The organism is Enemella dayhoffiae, assembly GCF_002250625.1.
In the GTDB taxonomy this organism is placed as follows: Bacteria; Actinomycetota; Actinomycetes; order Propionibacteriales; family Propionibacteriaceae; genus Enemella; species Enemella dayhoffiae.
Genome location: NZ_NMVQ01000005.1, coordinates 16,817 through 37,004, shown reverse-complemented (window position 1 = coordinate 37,004; position 20,188 = coordinate 16,817). Strand labels below are relative to the sequence as shown.

At 72.1% G+C, this 20,188-nt stretch carries 18 protein-coding genes, 2 pseudogenes and 3 riboswitches; of the genes and pseudogenes, 5 read left to right on the top strand and 15 right to left on the bottom strand.

Annotated elements, in window-relative coordinates:
- Positions 1-4: 4 nt before the first annotated feature.
- Together CGZ93_RS04635 and CGZ93_RS20020 are read left to right on the top strand one after the other, a co-directional pair.
- Positions 5-322, top strand: a complete 318-nt coding sequence (locus CGZ93_RS04635; protein ID WP_141211079.1) for a hypothetical protein — start codon at positions 5-7, stop codon at positions 320-322.
- A pseudogene (locus CGZ93_RS20020) lies at positions 298-936 on the top strand (DUF222 domain-containing protein); the annotation flags it as partial. The gene CGZ93_RS04635 and the pseudogene CGZ93_RS20020, both read left to right, overlap by 25 nt.
- Before the next feature lie 115 nt (positions 937-1,051).
- Here CGZ93_RS20020 and CGZ93_RS04625 read toward each other — a convergent pair.
- The 6 genes and pseudogenes from CGZ93_RS04625 to CGZ93_RS04605 all read right to left on the bottom strand — a co-directional run bounded on the left by CGZ93_RS04625 (position 1,052) and on the right by CGZ93_RS04605 (position 6,452).
- The gene (locus CGZ93_RS04625; RefSeq protein WP_267489713.1) at positions 1,052-1,465 is read right to left on the bottom strand and encodes an ATP-binding cassette domain-containing protein; all 414 of its coding nucleotides are present in this window, start codon (positions 1,463-1,465) and stop codon (positions 1,052-1,054) included.
- A gap of 13 nt (positions 1,466-1,478) precedes the next feature.
- On the bottom strand, positions 1,479-1,715 hold the full coding sequence (locus CGZ93_RS04620; protein WP_229117204.1) for an AbrB/MazE/SpoVT family DNA-binding domain-containing protein: 237 nt from the start codon (positions 1,713-1,715) through the stop codon (positions 1,479-1,481).
- A gap of 71 nt (positions 1,716-1,786) precedes the next feature.
- Complete coding sequence (locus CGZ93_RS19280; protein ID WP_267489712.1) at positions 1,787-2,239, bottom strand: GNAT family N-acetyltransferase; 453 nt, start codon at positions 2,237-2,239, stop codon at positions 1,787-1,789.
- Between the two features lie 39 nt (positions 2,240-2,278).
- Positions 2,279-3,049, bottom strand: a pseudogene (cobA, locus tag CGZ93_RS04615) (uroporphyrinogen-III C-methyltransferase); the annotation flags it as partial.
- Positions 3,046-4,419 carry a cobyrinate a,c-diamide synthase gene (locus CGZ93_RS04610; RefSeq protein ID WP_094362986.1) on the bottom strand — a complete coding sequence of 458 codons (1,374 nt, stop codon included), beginning with the start codon at positions 4,417-4,419 and terminating at the stop codon, positions 3,046-3,048. The gene CGZ93_RS04610 and the pseudogene cobA, both read right to left, overlap by 4 nt.
- Complete coding sequence (locus tag CGZ93_RS04605; protein ID WP_407643926.1) at positions 4,419-6,452, bottom strand: VWA domain-containing protein; 2,034 nt, start codon at positions 6,450-6,452, stop codon at positions 4,419-4,421. Before CGZ93_RS04605 ends, CGZ93_RS04610 begins: the two co-directional genes overlap by 1 nt.
- Before the next feature lie 110 nt (positions 6,453-6,562).
- Positions 6,563-6,651, bottom strand: a riboswitch (adenosylcobalamin (AdoCbl) riboswitch).
- A gap of 70 nt (positions 6,652-6,721) precedes the next feature.
- Between CGZ93_RS04605 and cbiE the strand changes: the two genes are divergently transcribed.
- The gene (gene cbiE / locus CGZ93_RS04600) at positions 6,722-7,972 is read left to right on the top strand and encodes a precorrin-6y C5,15-methyltransferase (decarboxylating) subunit CbiE (RefSeq protein WP_094362984.1); all 1,251 of its coding nucleotides are present in this window, start codon (positions 6,722-6,724) and stop codon (positions 7,970-7,972) included.
- The gene (locus CGZ93_RS04595; protein ID WP_094362983.1) at positions 7,969-8,712 is read left to right on the top strand and encodes a cobalt-precorrin-4/precorrin-4 C(11)-methyltransferase; all 744 of its coding nucleotides are present in this window, start codon (positions 7,969-7,971) and stop codon (positions 8,710-8,712) included. The genes cbiE and CGZ93_RS04595 overlap by 4 nt, the downstream gene beginning before the upstream one ends.
- A gap of 9 nt (positions 8,713-8,721) precedes the next feature.
- On the opposite strand, the gene CGZ93_RS04590 is transcribed toward CGZ93_RS04595, so the two are convergent.
- The 7 genes from CGZ93_RS04590 to CGZ93_RS04560 all read right to left on the bottom strand — a co-directional run bounded on the left by CGZ93_RS04590 (position 8,722) and on the right by CGZ93_RS04560 (position 14,908).
- Positions 8,722-9,534 (bottom strand): energy-coupling factor ABC transporter ATP-binding protein, encoded by an 813-nt coding sequence (locus CGZ93_RS04590; protein ID WP_094362982.1) that lies wholly within the window; start codon positions 9,532-9,534, stop codon positions 8,722-8,724.
- A gap of 30 nt (positions 9,535-9,564) precedes the next feature.
- Positions 9,565-10,329 carry a cobalt ECF transporter T component CbiQ gene (gene cbiQ, locus CGZ93_RS04585; RefSeq protein ID WP_094362981.1) on the bottom strand — a complete coding sequence of 255 codons (765 nt, stop codon included), beginning with the start codon at positions 10,327-10,329 and terminating at the stop codon, positions 9,565-9,567.
- Between the two features lies 1 nt (position 10,330).
- A complete protein-coding gene (locus CGZ93_RS04580; protein WP_094362980.1) occupies positions 10,331-10,717 on the bottom strand; it encodes an energy-coupling factor ABC transporter substrate-binding protein in 387 nt (128 codons plus the stop codon).
- A complete protein-coding gene (locus CGZ93_RS04575; protein ID WP_094362979.1) occupies positions 10,710-11,402 on the bottom strand; it encodes an energy-coupling factor ABC transporter permease in 693 nt (230 codons plus the stop codon). Before CGZ93_RS04575 ends, CGZ93_RS04580 begins: the two co-directional genes overlap by 8 nt.
- Before the next feature lie 2 nt (positions 11,403-11,404).
- Positions 11,405-11,547, bottom strand: a riboswitch (adenosylcobalamin (AdoCbl) riboswitch).
- 51 nt (positions 11,548-11,598) lie between these two features.
- Positions 11,599-13,104 carry a precorrin-3B C(17)-methyltransferase gene (gene cobJ / locus CGZ93_RS04570; RefSeq protein ID WP_094362978.1) on the bottom strand — a complete coding sequence of 502 codons (1,506 nt, stop codon included), beginning with the start codon at positions 13,102-13,104 and terminating at the stop codon, positions 11,599-11,601.
- Positions 13,101-13,772 carry a precorrin-8X methylmutase gene (locus CGZ93_RS04565; protein WP_094362977.1) on the bottom strand — a complete coding sequence of 224 codons (672 nt, stop codon included), beginning with the start codon at positions 13,770-13,772 and terminating at the stop codon, positions 13,101-13,103. Before CGZ93_RS04565 ends, cobJ begins: the two co-directional genes overlap by 4 nt.
- Positions 13,769-14,908: a hypothetical protein gene (locus tag CGZ93_RS04560; RefSeq protein ID WP_094362976.1), complete on the bottom strand. Its 1,140-nt coding sequence runs from the start codon at positions 14,906-14,908 to the stop codon at positions 13,769-13,771. Before CGZ93_RS04560 ends, CGZ93_RS04565 begins: the two co-directional genes overlap by 4 nt.
- Before the next feature lie 51 nt (positions 14,909-14,959).
- Positions 14,960-15,042: riboswitch (cobalamin riboswitch) on the top strand.
- A 56-nt stretch (positions 15,043-15,098) separates the two neighbouring features.
- Here CGZ93_RS04560 and cobN point away from each other — a divergent pair.
- Positions 15,099-18,728, top strand: a complete 3,630-nt coding sequence (cobN, locus tag CGZ93_RS04555) for a cobaltochelatase subunit CobN (protein ID WP_094362975.1) — start codon at positions 15,099-15,101, stop codon at positions 18,726-18,728.
- A 6-nt stretch (positions 18,729-18,734) separates the two neighbouring features.
- Here cobN and cobF read toward each other — a convergent pair whose 3' ends face one another.
- Both cobF and CGZ93_RS04545 read right to left on the bottom strand, forming a co-directional pair.
- Entirely contained in the window at positions 18,735-19,511 is a 777-nt protein-coding gene (cobF, locus tag CGZ93_RS04550) for a precorrin-6A synthase (deacetylating) (protein WP_094362974.1), read from the bottom strand.
- Positions 19,512-19,521: 10 nt separating this feature from the next.
- Entirely contained in the window at positions 19,522-20,130 is a 609-nt protein-coding gene (locus CGZ93_RS04545; RefSeq protein WP_094362973.1) for a TetR/AcrR family transcriptional regulator, read from the bottom strand.
- Positions 20,131-20,188 lie beyond the last annotated feature (58 nt).

Sequence of the window (20,188 nt, the reverse complement as noted above, 5' to 3'; positions counted from 1 at the left end):
GGGTGTGCTGCATTTGCTTGATCGGGTCCGTTCGGATCGTTCGGGGTTGGGGCCTGAGGAGCGGCTCGAGATCGTGGAGGCGGCGCGGTTGGCGTCTCGGCGGTTGAAGGCGTTGACGGCGGTGGTGGTCGCGGAGGCGGATGCGGCGGAGTCGTCGATGGTGGCGCGGGGTACGCCGATGACGTCGTGGTTGGCGTTGGATGCGGCGACCGATGCGAAGCAGGCCGCGGGGATGGTGTGGACCGGCAAGGAGTTGGGTGAGCTGCCGGTGGTGCGTGAGGCGGCGTTGCAGGGCGGGTGTCGGCGCGGCAGGGCCGGTTGATCGCGGGGGCGGTGCGGCAGGCGCCGGGGGATCTGAGCCCGGATCAGGTGGAGCGGGTGGCGGAGGATCTGGTGGCGCGGGCCGATGAGTTGACGCCGTCGCGGACACCGGCGTTGGTGCGGGAGGCGGTGGCTCGGCAGGTGCCGGGGCGGGTGGTGGAGTCGCCGCAGGAGCGGTTGGCGGCGCAGGCGCGGCGGGTGCGGGCCAGGCGGCATCTGCGGTTCGGTGCTGATGGGGATGGCGGGGTCGACATTCGGGGGAATCTGCCGGCTGCGGAGGCGGCGGGGGTGATGTCGGTGTTGGAGGCGGTGATGGCGGGTCAGTGGCGGGCGCGTCGGGAGGCGCGGGACCGGCTGGATCCGCGGGATGAGTCGACTCCGGATCAGCGGCGAGCGGACGCGCTGGTGGCGTTGTTGCAGCAGGGTGGGGCTGCTGGTGGGTGTGGGGCGGGGTTGCAGGTGTTCGTCACGATGCGGGCGGAGGAGCTGCGGACGCTCGCGGTTGCGGAGGGAGTGCTCGCGGACGGCACCGAGTTGTCGGCGGGGGAGTTGCGGCGGCTGTGTTGTGAGGCGGAGTTGATCCCGGTGGTGCTGGGTGGGGATTCGGAGATCCTGGATCAGGGTCGGGGGCGGCGGTTGGCGACGCCGGCGATCCGTCGGGCGTTGGTGGTGCGGGGTCGGGGTGTGTGTTTCCCGGGTGTGCGGCGCCGCCGGAGGTTTGTCAGTCTCATCATGTGCGGCCGCACGCTCGGGGTGGGGTGTGTTCGGTCGACAACTTCGTGTTGTTGTGTGACTTCGAAGCCAGTCCGAGCTCGCCGAGCAGCTCCTGGACACCACGGGCACGGGGATAGAAGGACGCGAAGGTCCGCAGGGCCTCTTCCACCGTGAGTCGCGGGATCACGGTCGCCTCCTGAAGCTGGGTGCCCATCCGTTCGGCCAGCCGGACGCGGTCGCGGATCGGGTCGAGGCCGAGCACCGCGACATCACCGGACGTCGGAGCATCCAGCCCCTGCAACTGGTTCAACAGCGTGGTCTTGCCAGACCCGTTGGGACGAGGAGTCCGAAGACTTGGTGTTCGTCGACGGACAGGTCGACGCCGTCCAACGCGCGCACCTTCTTGAAGTGCCGGTGGACGTCGCGGCAGAGGGGCGCGGGCATCACGCGCCTCCGGACGGAGCCGGGGCTTCCTGCATTCCTGTCATCAGGTCCCCGAGGGCCGAAGCAGGCATGATCACGATGCCGCGTTCGACATCGGCCAGCAGCAGCACCTGGTCGCCCGGCTGATAGCCGAAGAGCTCGCGCGCACCTTTGGGGATCACGATCTGGCCCTTCGGTCCAATCGTCAGAGTGGCCGCGAACTTCCCGCCGGGCGCTGGGCCCATCATTCCCGCCATGTCATCCTCCTACTAGTTCAACCAGTAGGAATAGTGGCACCACGGAGTGTGGCGGCCGTGAGGAAGTCGGTTCAGTTCGGCTGGCTCGGGGTGAGGGGCTTCTTGAGGCCGAGGTGGCTGGCGGTCCAGCCGTGGCGTTCATAGAAGCGGCGGGCGTCGGTGCGGGTGGCGTCGGTGGTGAGCTGGGCGAGGGTGGCGCCGCGGGCTGCGGCGTACGCCTCGGTCCAGGCGAGCAGCGCGCTGCCCAGGCCGGTGCCGCGGTGGGTGGCGGCCACGCGTACGCCCTCCAGCTGGGCACGCAGGGCACCGCCCCGGGACAGATTGGGGATCAGCGTGAGCTGCAGGGTGGCCACCACCGCACCCGCCTCGCGGACCACGATGAGGGTCTGCGCCGGATCGCGGTCGATCGCCGCGAACGCGCGCTGATAGGCACCCAGGTCGTTGCTCTCGCGGCCGGCGCCCAGCGGGTCGTCGCGGAGCAGGGCGATGAGCGCCGGTAGGTCCTCCGCACTCGCCCGCTGCACGGGGAGCTCGCGGTCGCCGAGGGGGAGTTGGCCCAGCGTGTGATCGGGGTGTGGGCTCGCGGCGGTGTGCAGGTCGAGCTCGGCCACCGCCCCGATCACCGTCGTCGCGGGCGGCTGAATCCCCGCCTGGACACACTTCTCGGCCAGGTCCGCCACGGTGCCGCGGATCACCCGCTGCTCGGGCAGGGCCGCATTCTCGACGGTGGCGGCCGGTGTGTCCGTCGGCATCCCGGCCTCCAGCAGGGCCGCGCAGATCTCCGGCAGTCGGAGCACGCCCATCATCACCACCAAGGTGGTGCCGCTGCGCGCCAGCGCCACCCAGTCGACATCGCTCCCTGGATGGCCGGGCGGCAGGTGACCCGACACCACAGTGAACCCCTGCGCCAGCCCGCGGTGGGTGACCGGAATCCCGACGGCGGCCGCGGCCGCGACCGAGGAGCTGATCCCGGGAATCTCCCGCACCGGTACGCCGGCCTCCTGGCAGGCGAGCGCCTCCTCGCCCCCGCGGCCGAACACGTAGGGGTCGCCGCCCTTGAGCCGGACCACCCGACGCCCCGCGCGGGCATGCTCGACCAGCAGCGCGTTGATTGTCTCCTGCGGAGTGAACTCCCCACGCGGGATCTTGCCGACCTCGATCAGCTCACAGCCCGCCGGCGCCTCGTCGAGCACGCTCAGCGGAGCCAGCCGGTCATAGAGGATCACCTCGGCCGCGCGGATCTCCCGCAACGCGGCCACCGTGACCAGGTCCGCGTCACCGGGGCCGCCGCCGACCAGCACCACCTGGCCGATACCGGAACCATCGTGAGTCATCGGGATTCCTTTCCGGCAACGGCTTCGGCGAACCGTTGGGCGAGCTGGGGGTGGCCGGCCCAGTGCAGGTGCAGATAGCTGGCGTGCAGGGTGGAGTTGGCGTGTCCGTCGGCGCGGCCGTCGAGCAGCCAGGCCGGCGGGCTTCCCGCGGCCGGGTGCATCGCGGTGCGGTGGAACTCGTGCCCGACCACGCGGGTGCCGGCCGGGCCGAGCAGCGAGTCCTGCGGCGCGATCCCGGTGCGGTAGCCGAGGGTGAGTCGGGCCTGCATGGCACCGGTGGCAGGCAGTACGCCGGCCATCGGGTGGTCGCCGAGTTTGCTGCCCAGGTAGAGCATCCCGGCGCACTCGGCCACGGTCGGCAGCCCCGCCAGCATCTTGGTGGAGATGTCGTGGCTGAGTGCCACGTTGCCGGCGAGCGCCTCGGCGTACACCTCGGGGAAGCCGCCGCCCAGATAGAGCCCGGCGGTCCCCTCGGGCAGCTGGTCGTCGCGCAGCGGGTCGAACTCCACCACCCGGCAGCCGGCCGCGGTCAGCAGTTCGTCGGTCTCGGCATACCGGAAGGTGAACGCCCGTCCGCCGGCGACCGCGACCACCGGCTCGTCGTCACTCACCCGGAAGACCTCCGTCTTGGCCGCCCACGGGGCACCGGCGAGCGGGGATGCCTTGCAGGCCAGGGATTCCACTGCGGGCAGGTCGATCGCCTCGGCGATCTCGTCGGCCAGTCGTTCCAGCACCTCGGCCGCCTCGTCCCGTTCGGCGACCGGGACCAGCCCGAGGTGCCGCGAGGGGGCGCTGACGCCCGCGTCGCGACCAAGGACCCCGAGCACCGGTACGCCGACCGACTCCATCGCCCGGGTGGCCTCGGCGGCGTGCCGGCTCGAACCGGCCTTGTTCAGGATCACCCCGACCACGTTGACCTCGGGGTCGAAGGTGGCCAGCCCGTGCACCCAGGCGGCCACGGTGCGTGAGGTGTGTGAGATGTCCACCACCAGCACCACCGGGGTGCGGGTGAGGGCGGCGACGTGGGCGCTGGAGCCGAAGCCGTCGCTGCCGAGCTTGCCGTCGAAGAGCCCCATCACCCCCTCGATCACCGCCAGGTCGGCCCCACCGGCATCGTGCAGCACGCCGGCGCCGTGCAGCAGCATCGGCGCGATCCGTTCGGTGCCGCAGAGCACCGGGTCGAGGTTGCGGCCGGGACGGCCAGTGGCCAGTCGATGATAGCCGGGGTCGATGTAGTCCGGCCCGACCTTGAACCCCGCGACGTCGCTGCCGCGGCGGCGCAGGGCGGCCATCAACCCCGAGGCGATGGTGGTCTTGCCGTGTCCGGACGCGGGGGCCGCGATCAGGAGCCGGGGGAGGTGGTGCTCCATCAGGCGGCCTCGTGGTGCGCCCGCACCGCCGCCACCAGCCGGTCGGCGGCCACCTCGGCCAGCGGCACGTGCTCGGCACCAAGGTGGGCGGCCAGGCGTACGCCGAGCCCCAGCCGGAAGCGACCGGTCTCGCAGTCCACCAGCAGCGAGGCCACACCGTCTTCACGCAACCGATCGGCCACCCGCTGTGAACGCGCCACCGCATCGGGCCCGGAGGTGGCGCGCCCGTCGGTGATCACCACCAGCAGCGGGCGGCGGCGCGGATCGCGGATCTTCTCCAGGCGCAGGGTTTCCGCGGCGCACCACAGCCCTTCGGCGACCGGGGTTCGCCCCCCGTGCGGCAGTTCCTCCAGCCGGCGGGCGGCGATGTCCACCGAGGAGGTGGGCGGCAGGGCCAGGGTGGCACCAGCCCCGCGGAAGGTGATCAGCCCGATCTTGTCGCGGCGCTGATAGGCGTCCAGCAGCAGCGACAGGGTGGCGGTCTTCACCTCCTGCATCCGGGCCCGGGCGGCCATCGACCCCGAGGCGTCCACGCAGAACAACACCAGGTTGGACTCGCGGCCCTCGGTGATCGCGTGCCGCAGATCCCTGCGCTGGAACAGAAGCCGCCCGGTACGTCCGCGGGAGACCTGGTGCTCGGCCGCGGCCCGGATGGTGGCCGGCAGGTGCACCGGACCCGATCCCCGGCGATCGGTCGAACCGACCCGCCGACCCCGGCTGGTCAGCGCCCGGCTGCGCCGACCCGCCTCACCGGCCCCCACCCCACGGGCGGTGAACAGCCGGGTGCGAAAGGCCGACTCGGCCCCCGCCACCCCCGTGGGGGCGGGAGCCGACGGCGAGGGATCGGCCGGTGCCTCGGCGGACTCGTCGGTGTTCGGGGAACGGTCCGCCGGTGCGGCCGGATCCTGCCCGCGATTGCTTTCCTGGCGGGAATCTTCGGGCCCACCGTGCGGCGGCTCACCCTGCCGCTGCCCGTCGCCCTCCGAACCGTCGGCAGGGCTCGAGTCCCCTGCATCCCCCGAATCGTCCGGCCCCTCCGGCTGGGGCGGCTCGGGCTCCGGCGGATCCTCACCCAGGATGCGATCCAGCAGTTCCTCGTCGAGTCCGGGGGCGTCGAATGGGTTGCGGCGGCGTCGGTGCGGCAGCGCCAGTCGGGCGGCGGCGCGGATGTCGGCGCGGGTCACCTGGTCGCGCCCGGCCCAGGCGGCGTGCGCCACGGCGGCGCGGGCGGTGACGATGTCGGCGCGCATCCCGTCCACCTCGAAGGCCGCGCACACCTCGGCGATCTTGAGCAGGGCGGCGGCCGACAGCTCCACCCGGCCGAGCGCCTGACGGGCGGCGGCGATCCGCTCCCGCAGCGCCCGCTGCTGGGCGGCGTACGTCTCCGCGAACCCGTGCGGATCGCTGTCGAACGCCATCCGCCGGCTGACCACCTCGGCCCGCAGGGCCGGGTCGCGCGGGGCCGCGACCTCGACGGTCAGCCCGAACCGGTCCAGCAACTGGGGGCGCAGCTCGCCCTCCTCGGGGTTCATCGTGCCGACCAGCACCATCCGCGCCGCGTGGGCGACCGAGATGCCGTCCCGCTCGACGATGCAGCGGCCCATCGCCGCGGCGTCGAGCAGCAGATCGACCAGGTGGTCGTGCAGCAGGTTCACCTCGTCCACATAGAGAATCCCGCGGTTCGCCGACGCCAGCAGCCCCGGCTCGAAAGCGGCCTGGCCGCTGCCCAGCGCCCGCTCCAGATCCAGCGAACCGACAACCCGATCCTCGGTGGCGCCGACCGGCAGCTCGACCAACCGGGCCGCCCGCGTGGTCCACTCGTCCTCGCCGACGGAGCCGTGCGGCCCGTCGGGGCAGGTCGGGTCGGGGGCGGCGGGGTCGCAGCCGAACCGGCAGCCGGTCAGCACCCGCTCGCTCGGCAACAGTTCGGCCAGCGCCCGCACCATGGTCGACTTGGCGGTGCCCTTCTCGCCGCGAACGAGCACGCCGCCGACCTGCGGGGAGATGGTGGTGAGCAGCAGGGCCAGGGCCATGTCCTCGGAGCCGACCACGGCGGCGAACGGATAGCTGGTGGTGCTGCTCAAGTGATCCTCCTCACGGGTCCGCGCCCGAGAACGTCGGCACCGGTACGCCCTCGCACCGGGGACGAGCGGCATAGGCCTGACTTCCACCCGTGGGTGGTCACAGTGGCGGGACCGCTCCGGAGTCGCACCGGATTCCTGCCCCTCGTCCGCGCCGATCATCCCACCACCGCACCGACGGTGTCGAACGCCCGGCCGCGGCGAGCGAGTAGGGTCGCGGGGTGATCGAAGTGATCGGAGTGGGCGCGGACGGCCTGGCCGGGTTGGCCCCGCGGCTGCGGGAGCGGATCGCCTCCGCCGACGTGGTGATCGGCAGCGAACGGCTGCTCGCCGAGCTCGCCGAGCCGCCTTCCACCTCCACGGACAGCCCCTCGACCCCGACGCTCGAACGGTGGCCGAGTCCCCTGCGGACCGGGATCGGTGCCCTGCTGCAACGCCACGCCGGCCGACGGATCGTGGCGCTGGCCAGCGGCGACCCGTTGCAGGCCGGGGTCGCCACGACGCTGATCAAGCTGCTCGGCGAGGACAAGGTGTACGTCCACCCGGCGATCTCCTCGGTCACCCTGGCCCGGGCGCGGATGAACTGGCCCGCCGAGCGCACGGTCGTGGTCCGCCTGGCCAGCTCGGACCCCAAGGAGCTGACCGCGCTGCGCCGCCAGCTCTATCCGGGGGCCCAGATCGTGGTGCTGTCGGCCGACCGCAGCAGCCCCGCCGCGGTCGCCGAGGAGCTGATGCGCTCGGGCTTCCAGTTCACGCAGATGGTCGTGTTCGGTGACCTCGGCACCCCGCACGAGTCACGCCAGGACACCTCCGCGGAGTGCTTCCGGCTCGATGAGGAGGTGCCTCGGCTGCACCTGATCTGCCTTCACGTGATCGGCCCGGGTACGCCGGCCAACTCGCTCGCTCCCGGCCTGCCCGACGACTGCTATCGCCACGACGGGCAGCTGACCAAGCGCCACGTCCGCGCCACCGCGCTGGCGATGCTGGAACCCACCCCCGGACAGCTGTTGTGGGATCTCGGCGCCGGAGCCGGGTCGATCGCGATCGAGTGGGCGCGCAGCCATCCCGACTGTCAGGCGGTGGCGGTGGAACGGGATCCGGTCCGCGCCGCCCAGATCGCGGTGAACGCGGAGCAGTTGGGTGCGACCGGCGTACGCGTGGTGACGGGGGACTCGGCCGCCGTGCTCGACGACCTGCCCGATCCGATCGCCATCTTCATCGGCGGCGGCGCCACCCCGGAGCTGATCAGCGCCTGCTGGCAGCGGATCGGTCAGGGCTGCCGGATGGTGGTGCACTCGGTCACCCTGGAGGGGGAGTCACTGCTGACCGCCTGCCAGCGCGAGTTCGGCGGAGAACTGTTCGAGATCCAGGTGTCCCGGGCCGAACCGCTCGGCGGGCTGTCCGGGTGGAAGCCCGCCCGGGCGATCCGGCAGTGGGTCGTCCGCATCCCACTGGAGGAATACGACGCATGACCGTCCATTTCATCGGCGCCGGGCCCGGTGCCGCCGACCTGATCACCTTCCGCGCGGCCGCGCTGATGGCGGCCAGCCAGGTGTGCGTCTATGCCGGTACCTATCTGGACGCCGAGGTGCTGCGGCACTGCGGCCCGGACACCGAACTGGTCGACTCCCAGCACCTGAACCTGGACGCGATCATCGAGGTGTGCGTCCGGGCCCACGCCGCGGGCAGGGACGTCGCCCGGCTGTGCTCGGGTGACCCGTCGGTCTATTCGGCGGTCGCCGAGCAGACCCGGCGGCTGGACGCGGCCGGCATCCCCTGGGACGTCTGCCCCGGCGTTCCGGCGTACGCCGCTGCGGCGGCCCTGGTGGGCCGCGAGTTGACCGTGCCGGAGGTGGCGCAGACGGTGGTGCTCACCCGCACCCAGCGCGACTCCACGAAGATGCCGTCGACCGAGACCCTGGAGCACTTCGCCGCCTCCCGGGCGACCCTGGTGCTGCACCTGTCGATCCGGCGTACCGCAGAGCTCGCCGAACGGCTGATTCCGTTCTATGGTGCGGATTGCCCGGTGGTCGTCGGCTCCCAGGTGAGCCAGCCCGACGAACTTGTGCTGCGCGGCACCCTGGCCGACATCGGCGCCCAGGTGAGCGAGGCGGGGCTCACCCAGGCGGCGGTGATCCTGGTCGGCGAGGCGTTGCGGGCGAGCGACTTCGTCGACTCGCACCTCTATTCGAGTCGGCGTCCCGCCTCCTGAGCGGGCGGCTCAACCGAGCAGCTTCAGCACCTCGTCGAGGGTACGCGGGGCCGGGCCGGGGGAGAGTCGTCCCGCCGCGCGCAGCCGGGCGGCGAGTTCGAGGGGCCATGGCCGGGTGAGTCGGGCGGCGCGCAGCAGGGCGTCGTCGGCGAGCAGGTCGATCGCCGGACCGGCCGTCACCACACCGTCGTGCACGATCGCCACCCGATCGGCCCAGGCCAGCGCCAACTGCACGTCGTGGGTGGACATCACCAGCGTGGATCCCTGTCCACGCAGCAGTTCCAGGGTCGCCACCAGCTCAGCCACGCCCTGCGGGTCGAGCCCGGCGCTCGGTTCGTCGAGCAGCAGCACCCGCGGTCGCATCGCCACCGCCCCGGCGATGCTCACCCGCCGCCGCTCACCGAAGGACAGCTGGTGCACCGGCCGCTCGCGCAGGTGGGAGATCCCGAGCAGGGCCAGTGCCTCGCCGACCCGCTCGCCGACCTCGGCCGGTGACAGCCCCAGATTCATCGGCCCGAAGGAGACGTCCTGGCCCACCTCGGCGGCGAACAGCTGGTCGTCCGGATCCTGCAGCACCAGCTGCACCAGCCGGCGGTGCGCCCGCAGGGCCGCCCGTCCGTGACGCAGCGGGGCATCGTCCACCAGTACCCGTCCCGAGCGTGGCCGCAGCGCCCCGGACAGCGCCTTCAGCAGGGTGGTCTTGCCCGAGCCGTTGGCGCCCAGCACCGCCCAGCGATGCTGCCCGTCGAGGGTCACCTCCGCCGCGGTGAGCACCGGGCCCGCGTCATAGCCGACCGTCACCCCGTCGAGTCCCAACCTCATGGACTCACCAGCCTCATCGGCTCACCAGTCTCATCGACTCACCACTCCGAGCACGACAAGACCCGCCAGCACCGCCAGGGTGATCGCCCGAAAACGCCATGAGCAGAGCTTTTGCGGTGACAGCGTTTGCAGGGACCCCTCGTGGCCACGGCCGGCCAGGCCGTCCTCCAACCGCCGGGCCCGGTTCCAGGAGTGCACGAGCAGCACGCTGGCCAGCAAACCGGCCGACCGCAGGCTGCGGGCGTACCCGTCGTGCCCGAGCCGGGCGGTCTGGGCCCGGTGCACCGACCCGGCCACCTGGGCGAGCACGAACAGCAGTCGATAGGTGAGCGCGGTGATCTCCAGCAGCGGTTCGGGGATGCGCAGCCGACGCAGGGCGTCGATCAGGTCGACCATCGGGGTGGTCACCGCCAGCAGCACCAGCGCCACCATCCCGGCGAATCCCCGTGCGGCAACGGTTCCCGCGCGCAGCAGCCCGGTCTCGGTGAGCGACAACGGACCCCAGTGCCACAGTGCGCCGGCCGGCGTACCCCCCAGCCCGATCGCCACGGACAACGCCCCCACCGCGATGAACCCGACCGGCGCCACCACCGCTCGCACGAACAACCCGATCCGCACCCGGGCCAACCAGACGGCCGCGACGAGCCCGATCACGGCCACCGCGACGGCGGTCGGCCACGGCGGCAGGGAGATGGTCACCAGCAGCAGGCCCCCACAGAGCAGGGACTTGTCGAGGACGCTGCGGTGGCGCCACGGGCTGGCCCAGGCGGCTCGGTCCAGGGCCGGTGAACTCATCTCAGGAGGTGGCCTCGCCCGAGTCGGTCACCGGAGGCGTACCCGATGCACGCTGCGTGGTTCCGGCCTCCGCCTGCGCGCGGCGGCGTCCGCGATAGTGCCCGAGTGCGAAACCGAGGACGCCCGCGCCGATCGCCGCCTGCAGGGCGAACAGCCCGGACTCGACCTCGGCACTGCCCGGTTCGAACAACGGGGTGAACCAGGGCCGATAACCGGGGTGGTTCTCCTCGATGTGTGAGGTGGCGGCGGAATCCGTGCCGGTGAAGGATTCCTCGCCCGAGCGGGGGGCGATCTGCATCGGTACCACGAACAGGGCGACCAGGGCGATCAGCAGCAGGCCGGTGACCAGGCGACGCTTCCCACGGTCAGACTGGATCGGCTCAGACATGGCTGGCCTCCTGCACCGGCTGCTTCTCGGCGAGCACGCCGAGCCGACGCAGCTCGGGCTGCGCGATCCGTTGCAGGGCACGGAAGAGCAGCACCCCGAGCACCCCCTCCGCCAGCGCCAGCGGCAGCTGGGTGAGCGCGAACAGGGAACCGAATTTCGCCAGCGCACCGGCGAAGCCGGACACCGGATCGGGCCAGGCCAACGCCAGCTGCACCGAGGTGACGCAATAGGTGGTCAGGTCGGCGAAGAACATGGCCAGGAACACCCCGACCAGCAGCGGCCCGCCCAGACTCCGGGTCAGCCGGAACGCCCCATAGGCCGCCCACGGGCCGGCGATCGCCATTGAGAACACGTTGGCGCCGAGCGTGGTCAGCCCGCCGTGGGCGAGCAGCAGGGCCTGGAACAGCAGCACGATCGTGCCCAGGAACGCCATCACGGGTGGTTTGAACAGCACCGCCCCGGCCCCGGTCCCGGTGGGGTGGGAGGAGGAGCCGGTGATCGACGGCAGCTTGATCGCCGACAGCACGAACGTGAACGCGCCCGCCGCGGCGAGCAGCAGTTTGGACTCCGGGTTTTCCCGGCAGGTGCGGATGACGGCGCGGGCCCCGTGCACCACGAACGGTGCCGAGGCGATGGTCCAGCCGGCGGCCTGCAACGGTGGCAGGAACCCTTCGGCGATGTGCATGTTTCTCCCATCTCGGGATTACGCGTCCCGATCGGATCGGTCGTGCCGAGTGAGTTCCTGACTCCCAGCGGTTCGCTGGTCACAGTGGCGCGACCGTGCCGGATTCTCACCGGCTTCCTGCACGCTCAGCACGAGGTTGTGAGCCCACCCTAGGCCATCGGACCGCGCGGCGCGAGTGGCGAGCGATGCGGCGGGGTCAGCGCACGAACCGGGGCGTCCACACCTGCCCGGCGGCGGTCGTGCGGGTGGCGCTGGCGCCGATCATCACCAGGCACTTCATGTCCACCGCCTCGGGATCGAACTCGCCGAGCGTGGTCACCAGCAGCGACTCCTCGGCCCGGCCGACGTCTCTCCCGACCACCACCACCGTGCTCGGGTCGCGGACCTCCAGCAGCACCCGGCGGGCCTCGGCCAACTGCTCGGGGCGGCTGCGCGAGCGCGGGTTGTAGAGGGCGATCACCAGGTCGGCCAGCGCGGCGTGGCGCAGCCGGTCGGCGACCACCGGCCACGGCTTGAGCCGGTCCGACAGCGAGATCACCGCGAAGTCGGCGCCGAGCGGGGCACCGGCCCGGGCGGCGACCGCCTGGGCCGCGGTCAGCCCGGGCAGCACCTCGACGGTGACCTCGGCGTACGCCGATTCCTCGGCCGCCTCGAAGACCGCCGACGCCATCCCGAACACGCCGGCGTCGCCGCCGGAGACGACGGCCACCCGGGCTCCGGAGCGGGCCAGCTCCAGGGCCTGGCGAGCCCGGTCCACCTCGACGGTGTTGCCCGAGGGGTGGCGTACCAGGCCGGGCCGCTGAGGCACCCGGTCGACATAGGGGGCGTACCCGATCACGTGCTCGACCTCGGCCAGCGCCGCCGACACCTCGGGGGTGATCCAGCGATCGGGCCCGGGTCCGAGCCCGATCACCTGCACCAGCCCGGTCGTCGCCGTGACCGCCGGCGCGGGGGCCGGGGCCGCCCGACCACCGGTGTCGGCGCGGCGGTCCGCGCCGGGCACCACGATCATCGAGAAATAGGGCACCTCGCCGGGGTCGACGTCGGCGACCCGCAGCACCCGTTCGTTGTCCCAGCTGGCCCGCTCGACATACCAGGCGTCCTCCAGCCGACCGGCCTGGCGCAGCGCCTCGCGTACGCCGGGGAAGGTGCGCCCCAGCTTCATCACGATCGCCGCGTCGGTCTGCGCCAGTCGCCAGGCCAGTTCGTCGACCGGCAGGGTGCCGGGCAGCACCGTCAACACGTCCTCGTGCCGCGACAGGCTGGTCGGGATCGCCGCGGTCGCCCCGGACAGCGAGGTCACCCCCGGCACGATGGTGATCTCGAAATCGGCGGAAAGCCTGTCGTGCAGGTACATCCAGGTCGAGAAGAACAGCGGATCACCCTCGGCCAGCACGACCACGTTGCGGCCCGCGCGCAGGTGGTCGGCGACCAGGGAGGCGGCGTTGTCATAGAAATCGGTCATCGCCCCGTAGTAGCCACCCGGATGATCGCTCACCCCGGTCGTCACCGGATAGCGCAGCAACTCCTCGACCACGCCCTCGCGCAGGTACGCCCCAGCGATCCGGCGGGCGTTGGAGACCCCGGAGGTGCCGGAGAAGTAGGCGACCACCTCGGCCTCGCCGATCAACCGGGCGGCCTTCACGGTGACCAGCTCGGGGTCGCCCGGACCGACCCCGACCGCGGACAGTCGGCCCGTCACGCCGGCATCTCATCGCGACGAGCCAACGCGTTCACCGCGGCGGCGGCCATCGCCGAGCCACCCCGGCGGCCGTGCACCACCAACCACGGCAGGTCGAGCGCGCTGTCGGCCAGCGCCCGCTTCGACTCGGCGGACCCGATGAAACCGACCGGTACGCCGATCACCGCGGCCGGGCGCGGACCGCCGTCGGCGACCAGCTCCAGCAGGTGGAACAGCGCGGTCGGGGCGTTGCCGATCGCCACCACAGCACCGGCGAGTTTCTCACCCAGCAAGGAGATCGCGGCGGCCGAACGGGTGGTGCCCCACTCGGCGGCCAGTTCGGCCGCCCGCGGGTCGCCGACCAGGCAGCGCACCTCGTTGCCGGCCGGCAGCCGACGCCGGGTGATCCCCGAGGCGATCATGGTCGCGTCGGTGAGCACCGGGGCACCCGCGGCCAGGGCGCTGCGGGCCGCGTCCACCAGCTGGGGGTGGAAGTCGATCGCCCCGGCGATCCCGGTATCCCCGGCGGCGTGGATGATCCGCACCGCGACCGTTGCCTCGTCCGCGCTGAACCGGCCCAGCTCCGCCTCCGACCGGATGGTCGCGAAGGAGCGCCGATAGATCTCCGCGCCCTCGGTGAGGTAGTCGTAGCGGCGCGCGGGCCGGACAGGGGGGCGGGCAGGAATCATGGGCGGGATTCTCGCACGACCGCGAGCACCTGGTCGGCGCTCTGGGGGGCGACGAGGTCGTGATGCTTCCGCCGCGGCGCCCCGCAGCGGCGCTCGCAGCCGGAGAGGTGCACCGGAAGCGCCGGGCGTCCGGGCAGCCGGTCGACCACCTCGCGGGCCAGGGGCAGGGTGGCGATGGCCGAACGCGCGCAGCCGGGCCGCCCGGTGCAGGCGCTCACCGAGCCCCACGGGTCGTCGGGGTCGACGCTGAGCCCGGCCGCGGCGAGCCGCTCGGGGTGGCCGGCGCCGACGGGGATGACGATGCTGCGCCACGGGGTGAGTACCACCTGTTCGGCGACCGCGGCCAGGGCGTCGGCCTGGTCCGGGGTGAGCCGACCCAGCGGCAGCCCGACCACCAGGTGCTCCTCGTGCACACCGGGCTCGGGCTGTGGCCCCGCCGCGGCCGCGGGGAGGCGTACCAGGCCTTCGGCCGGAACGGGGGAGTCCAGTTCGCGGACCTGCCAGGGCACCGGGTCCAACCCGGAGCGCAGCCGCTGGAACCGGCGGGCCAGCTCGAGCAGCGTCCCCACGGCCTCCCCCGGCGGCACCCGCAGCCCCACGTCGTGACCGCCCTGCCGGACCTCGGCGCGGTCGGCGGCGATGAGGCGGACGGCCAGGTCGAAGGGCTCGGTGATCACGTCACCGCGACCGTCGTCGAACACGAACAGGAACCGCCCGGGCAGCTCGGCCAGCTCGGGATTCGCACACAGGCGGCGATCCAGCTCGGTGACCAGCGGTTGTACATCGGCCAGGCCCCCGGCCAACCCGGTCAGCGGCGAGCAGACGATGTTGCGCACCCGCTCGTGGCTGGCCGAGGGCAGCAGGCCGCTGCTCAGCACGGCCGCACGGACCTCCTCGGGCACCGGATCGGGCAGGGCGCGCAGCTGCAGGTTGCCGCGCGAGGTGAGCTGCACGAACCCGGCCGGCGAGAGCCGGGAGAGCCGCTGCAGGGTGGCCGTGGCGATCCGCCCGCCGGGGGCCCGGAGCCGCACGATCTGCCCGTCCTCGGCGGCGAACGTGCGCAGCAGACCCGGGCACAGGTCGGCGCGTTCGCGGTCGGGGCTGATCGGGAGGGGGTTGGTCGGGGCGGGGGACATGCCATCGGACGATACTCCTGTCCGCCCGCTAGGCTGGCCCGGTCGTCGACCCAGGAACCCGGTGCGAATCCGGGACGGTCCCGCCACTGTGAGCGCCGCCACCGCGACAACGGGGTGGTGCGAGTCAGGAACTGCCGGCGACGCATCCGAATTCGGCCACCACGGGACGAGGATCCCGCGAGGAGTGCGTGTGACCACGATCTGCCTGCTGTCCACCTCAGACACCGACCTGCTGTCGGCGCGCGCCTGCGCCGCCGACTACAGCTTCGCCAACCCGACCCGGACCGGGCCCGAGCGGCTGGACCAGCTGCTGGTCGAGGCCGACCTGGTGGTGTTCCGGTTCCTCGGCTCGGTGCAGTCGCTGCCCGAGTCGTTCGAGCGGGTACGCCGCAGCGGTCGCCCGTTGGTGGTGCTGGGGGGCGAGCAGCTCCCGGACGCCAGCCTGATGGAACTGTCCTCGGTGCCGGTCAACGTGGCCGCCCAGGCGCACCTGTATCTGGCCCAGGGCGGCAACGACAACCTGGCCAACGTGCACGCGTTCCTCAGCGACACCGTGCTGCTGACCGGCGCCGGCTTCGGCCCGGTCACCGAGCAGCCGACCTGGGGGACCCTGCGTACGCCCGCCCCCGACACCGAGCGACCCCGGGTGGCGCTGCTGTTCTATCGCGCCCAGCAGGCCGCCGGGAACACCACCTACATCGAGGCGCTGGCCGACGCGGTCGATGCGGCCGGTGGGGTCGGCGTACCCGTGTTCGCCACCTCGCTCCGCGACGCCCCGGACGACCTGATCGAGCACCTGTCCGACTATGACGCGCTGGTCACCACCGTGCTCGCCGCCGGGGGCACCCGGCCGGCGTCGGCCCAGGCCGGCGGGGAGGACGAGGGGTGGGACGTGCGCGCCCTGGCCGGGCTGGACGTGCCGATCCTGCAGGCGCTGTGCCTGACCTGGGACCGCGCCAGCTGGGCCGCCTCCGACGACGGGATGAGCCCGCTGGATGTGGCCACCCAGGTCGCGGTGCCCGAGTTCGACGGGCGGATCATCGGGGTGCCGATCTCGTTCAAGGAAACCGATTCCGACGGACTGCCGCACTACGAGCCCGACCTCGAGCGGTGCCGGAGGATGGCCGAGCTGGCGGTGAACCACGCCAGGCTGCGGCACGTGCCGGTCGCGCAGCGGCGGATCGCGATCGTGCTCAGCGCCTATCCGACCAAGCACTCCCGGCTCGGCAACGCCGTCGGCCTGGACACCCCGGTCTCGCTGATCCGGCTGCTTGAGGGGATGCGGGCCGCCGGCTATCACGTGGGTGAACCGGGTGAGATCCCCGGCACCGGTGAGATCGCTGCCGTGGCAGGAGAATCGGAGGCGACCACCCGCGGCAACGCGCTGATGCACGGGCTGATCGCCGCCGGCGGGCAGGACCCGGAGTGGCTGACCAGCGAGCAACTCTCCGGGCAACCGGTGCGAATCCCCGCGGCGCGCTATCGGGAATGGCTGGGCGACCTGCCCGCCGACCTGGTGGAGGCGGTCACCGAGGCGTGGGGGGAGGCTCCCGGCGAGGTGTTCGTGGACACCGCCCGCGACAGCTCCGGGGAGCTGGTGGTCGCCGCGCTGCGGGCCGGCAACGTGGTGATCATGGTCCAGCCGCCGCGCGGGTTCGGCGAGAACCCGATCGCGATCTATCACGACCCCGACCTGGCGCCCACCCACCACTACCTGGCGGCGTACCGGTGGATCGAGCGGGAGTTCGGCGCGCACGCGATCGTCCACGTCGGCAAGCATGGCAACCTGGAGTGGCTGCCGGGCAAGAACCTGGCCACGTCGGCGAGCTGCGGCACCGACGCGGCGATCGGTTCGGTGCCGCTGATCTATCCCTTCCTGATCAACGATCCCGGCGAGGGCACCCAGGCGAAGCGGCGCGCGCACGCGGTGATCGTCGACCACCTGGTGCCGCCGATGGCCCGCGCCGAGAGCTACGGAGACCTGAACCGGTTGGAGCAGCTGCTCGACGAATACGGCAACGTCACGGCGATGGATCCGGCCAAGGCGCCGGCCCTGCGCCAGGAGATCTGGACGCTGATCCAGGCCGCCAAGATGGACCACGACCTCGGGCTCTCCGAGCGGCCCGACGACGACGCCTTCGACGACTTCATCATGCACGTCGACGGCTGGCTGTGTGAGGTCAAGGACGTGCAGATCCGCGACGGCCTGCACGTGCTCGCCCAGGCCCCCGAGGGCGAGGAGGAGGTCAACCTGGTGCTGGCCATCCTGCGCGCCCAGCAGGTGTTCGGTGGCGCCTCCGACGGCATCCCCGGGCTGCGGACCGCGCTGGGACTCAGCCCAGACTCGAGCGCCACCGCCGAGACCGACCGGGTCGAGGAGCTGGCGCGAGGGTTGGTGGAATCGCTGTCGGCACACGGGTTCCGGGCCGAGGCGGTCGAACAGGTCTGCGCCGACCTGCCGGCCGAGGCGGATCGCCACGGGGTGATCGCCTCGCTGAAGTTCGCCTGCACCGAGGTGGTGCCGCGGCTGCGGCGTACCAGCGAGGAGATCGCCGCGGTGCTGCACGCCCTCGACGGCGGTTACACCCCGGCCGGGCCGTCCGGGTCACCGCTGCGCGGTCTGGTCAACGTGCTGCCGAGCGGCCGCAACTTCTATTCGGTGGACCCGAAGGCGATCCCGTCGCGGCTGGCCTACGAGACCGGACGTGCGATGGCCGACTCACTGCTTGCCCGCTATCGCGAGGAATCCGGCGACTGGCCGCGCTCGGTCGGGCTGTCGGTGTGGGGCACCTCGGCGATGCGCACCTCCGGTGACGACATCGGTGAGGTGCTCGCCCTGCTCGGCGTGCTGCCCACCTGGGACGAGGCGTCGCGGCGGATCACCGGGCTCGAGGTGATCCCCGTCGCCGAGCTGGGCCGTCCCCGGATCGACGTCACCGTACGGATCTCGGGCTTCTTCCGCGATGCGTTCCCGCACGTGCTCGCCCTGCTGGATGATGCGGTACGCCTGGTCGCCGGTCTGGACGAGTCGGACGAGGACAACTTCGTCAGGGCGAACGCCGCCGCCGACCTGGCCGAGCACGGCGACGAGCGTCGCGCCACCACGCGCATCTTCGGCTCCAAGCCCGGTTCCTACGGGGCGGGCATCCTGCCGCTGGTGGAGGCCGGCAACTGGCGCACCGACGCCGACCTGGCCGAGGTGTACGCCACCTGGGGCGGCTTCGCCTACGGGCGTGGCCTCGACGGAATCCCTGCCAGGGAAACCATGGAGGCGAACTATCGCCGGATCCAGGTGGCCGCCAAGAACATCGACACCCGCGAGCACGACATCGCCGACTCCGACGACTACTACCAGTACCACGGCGGCATGGTCGCTATGGTGCGCTCGCTCACCGGGGCCGAGCCGAAGGCGTACGTCGGTGACTCGACCGCACCGGAATCGGTGCGCACCCGCAGCCTGAGTGAGGAGACCGCCCGGGTGTTCCGCGCCCGGGTAGTGAACCCTCGTTGGATTTCGGCGATGCAGCAGCACGGCTACAAGGGCGCTTTCGAGCTGGCGGCGACGGTCGACTACCTGTTCGGCTTCGACGCGACCGCCGGCGTGGTGCCGGATTGGATGTATGAACAGCTGGCGCAGTCCTATGTGCTGGAGCCCACGAACCAGGAGTTCATGCGCCGGGCCAACCCGTGGGCGCTGCGCGGCATCGTCGAAAAGCTGCACGAGGCCGCCGAACGCGGCCTCTGGCAGCACCCGGAGGATGAGCTGATGCAGCAGCTGCAGCAGGTCTATCTGGAGGTCGAGGGCGAGCTGGAGGAGTGAACCGGCTCAGCCGAGCGGGCGCAGCAGATAGGTGTCCATCACCCAGCCGTGCTCGGCGCGCAGACCCGCGCGCAGGCTGACCAGCTCGTCGATCACCTCGTCCAGGGCGCCGCTGCGCAGCACCTGATCCGGGCTACCCAGATAGGCACCCCAGAAGATCTCCAACCCTCGTCCGACCAGCTCGCGGCAGGTCAGGTGCCCGTCGAGCATCACCACCACGTCACCCAGCTCCATGCTCCACTCGGAGCGCAACCGGCGGCCGGTGGTGATGTGCACGGGGCTGCCGATCCGGTTCAGTGCGATCTGGTGGGCGGCGGCAAGTGCCTGTGGGGCGGAGATTCCCGGGATCACCTCCAGCTCGAAGTCGTACCCGAGCCCGCGGATGCGGTCGACGATGCGCAGGGTGGAGTCATAGAACGCCGGATCCCCCCAGACCAGAAATCCGGTGGTGCCGCTTTCCCCAGCAGGGTTTGCAGGGGCGAGCCGGTCGGCGTACGCCCGGGCCCGGGCGGCGTGCCACTCGGCCACATGGCCCAGATAGCCAGCCCCGTCCGCCCCCGGTCGTTCGGCCGAACGGTCACGCGGCGGGTCCGGCACCAGCACCACCTCGGCCTTCGGGGCATACCGGGAGATGAGCTCGGTGCGCAGCCGGACCAGTTCGGCGGTCTCCCCACCCTTGTCGGCCACCAGGAAGCGGTCGACCTCGCCGAGGGCGCGGACCGCCGCCAGGGTGAGCTGATCCAACCCACCGGTACCGATGCCGATCACCTTGACGCTGCGCACGGCGCCGATGCTAGTCGGCCCCGGTGAGTGCCAGCGCCACCAGCTGGCGCAGCAACCGACGCAGCCGAGCGGGGGGATAGCGCTCCGGCAACTGCAGCCCGGTCAGGGTCAGCCCGTCCACCCCGGCCAGCAGGCACTCGGCCGCATCGGCCGGCCGCGGCACTCCGGCGCCTGCCAGCATCCGTCGGGTGGCGTCGCGGACCAGGATGTGCACCTCGTCCGCGGCGGCGCGCAGCTCCGGCTGCACCCGGGAGCGTTCGACGAAGGCCAACCAGACCGCGCATTCGCGGCGCCGGGTGGCGTCCAACGGCAGCAGCTCGGCGAAGACGGCGGTCAGACCGCGGCCCACCGCCACCAGGTCGTGCGCGGCGTAGGCCCGGGACAGCGCGGGAGCTCGTGCGGCGATCCGGTTCTCCACCCGCCGCGTCATCTCCTCGGCAGCGGCCAACAGCAGATCGTCGTGGGAGGTGAAGTAGTGCCGGACCGATCCGACGTTGAGCCCTGCCTCGGTCGCCACATTGCGCAGTGAGGCCGACTCGATGCCACCGCGGTCGACCAGTCGGAAGACGGCCTCGACCACCTCGGCGCGGCGCTGCTCGGGGTCCACGATCTTCGGCACTGCGCCATCGTATCTCAGCCGTGCTACCCTCTTATTTATCTCGAGTGAGATAAAAAGG

Coding starts and splice junctions, on each gene's coding strand:
- CGZ93_RS04580 (WP_094362980.1), bottom strand. CDS start 10,717: ATGTCTGAGCCGATCCAGTCTGACCGTGGGAAGCGTCGCCTGGTCACC.
- CGZ93_RS04565 (WP_094362977.1), bottom strand. CDS start 13,772: ATGATTCCTGCCCGCCCCCCTGTCCGGCCCGCGCGCCGCTACGACTAC.
- CGZ93_RS04575 (WP_094362979.1), bottom strand. CDS start 11,402: ATGCACATCGCCGAAGGGTTCCTGCCACCGTTGCAGGCCGCCGGCTGG.
- CGZ93_RS04560 (WP_094362976.1), bottom strand. CDS start 14,908: ATGTCCCCCGCCCCGACCAACCCCCTCCCGATCAGCCCCGACCGCGAA.
- CGZ93_RS04605 (WP_407643926.1), bottom strand. CDS start 6,452: ATGGCCCTGGCCCTGCTGCTCACCACCATCTCCCCGCAGGTCGGCGGC.
- cbiQ (WP_094362981.1), bottom strand. CDS start 10,329: ATGAGTTCACCGGCCCTGGACCGAGCCGCCTGGGCCAGCCCGTGGCGC.
- CGZ93_RS04595 (WP_094362983.1), top strand. CDS start 7,969: ATGACCGTCCATTTCATCGGCGCCGGGCCCGGTGCCGCCGACCTGATC.
- CGZ93_RS04620 (WP_229117204.1), bottom strand. CDS start 1,715: ATGGCGGGAATGATGGGCCCAGCGCCCGGCGGGAAGTTCGCGGCCACT.
- CGZ93_RS04610 (WP_094362986.1), bottom strand. CDS start 4,419: ATGGAGCACCACCTCCCCCGGCTCCTGATCGCGGCCCCCGCGTCCGGA.
- CGZ93_RS04590 (WP_094362982.1), bottom strand. CDS start 9,534: ATGAGGTTGGGACTCGACGGGGTGACGGTCGGCTATGACGCGGGCCCG.